Origin of the sequence: Pseudonocardia halophobica, from assembly GCF_027922425.1 — a bacterium.
GTDB classification, from domain to species: Bacteria; Actinomycetota; Actinomycetes; order Mycobacteriales; family Pseudonocardiaceae; genus Pseudonocardia; species Pseudonocardia halophobica.
The window spans coordinates 1-720 of sequence record NZ_BSFQ01000203.1; the positions used below are offsets into that span (position 1 = coordinate 1).

At 75.3% G+C, this 720-nt stretch carries 1 protein-coding gene; it reads right to left on the reverse strand.

From position 1 onward, the window contains the following. Positions 1-710: DUF222 domain-containing protein (locus PKE99_RS38160; RefSeq protein ID WP_271215115.1), on the reverse strand; the 710-nt coding region annotated here is incomplete at its 3' end. Positions 711-720 lie beyond the last annotated feature (10 nt).

The following is a 720-nucleotide window of genomic DNA, read 5'->3' on the forward strand; positions in this document are numbered from 1 at the left end:
CGGTGTGCGCCGTCGGGGTCGAGCCGGGCGATCAGCCGGCGCAGCAGCGCCCGCCACTGCGGGCGGGTCTTGCCCTGCGCGCGTTCCAGCGCCCGGGCCTCGACGAGCACGGCGAGGTCGTCGGGCAGCACCGCGGTGACCTCGAGCAGGTCCAGCACCCGGGCCTCGTCGAGCCGGCCTTCCCGCCAGGCGGCCAGGGTGGCGGGGAACAGCCGGGTCAGCCGTGCGGCCCGGGCGAGCAGGGTTTTCGCGGTCAACCGGGTCGCACCCAGGGCGAGCCCGAGTTCGTCGGGGGCCCAGCGGGACCCGAGGTGCGGGGTGTCGCCACCGACGTAGCCGGGTTCGTCGCCGGGGCGGCGCCGGTCGAGTTCGGCGATCAGTTCGGTGCGCAGCGCCCCGGCCCAGCGCAGCAGGTGCTCCGCCCCGACCAGCGCGTCCACCAGCCCGGCGTCGTCGGTCACCGCCCGCGACGCGGTCAACGTCCCACCCGCAGCACGCAACGCCCGCAGGTGCGCGCAGAGATCCTCGAGCCGGGTGGCCAGCTCCGCCGAGGGCGCGGTGTCGGCGAGCTCGGTGACCGGGTCCGGGTCGGTGTAGGCCCCCCACAACAGCGCCGGGTTCGGGGTGATCACCCCGGGTGCTTCCTGTGCCCAGGCCCGCACGAAGGCCGGGACATAACCCTCGGGAACCTCGACACCGCGTGCGAACATGCGTTCGATA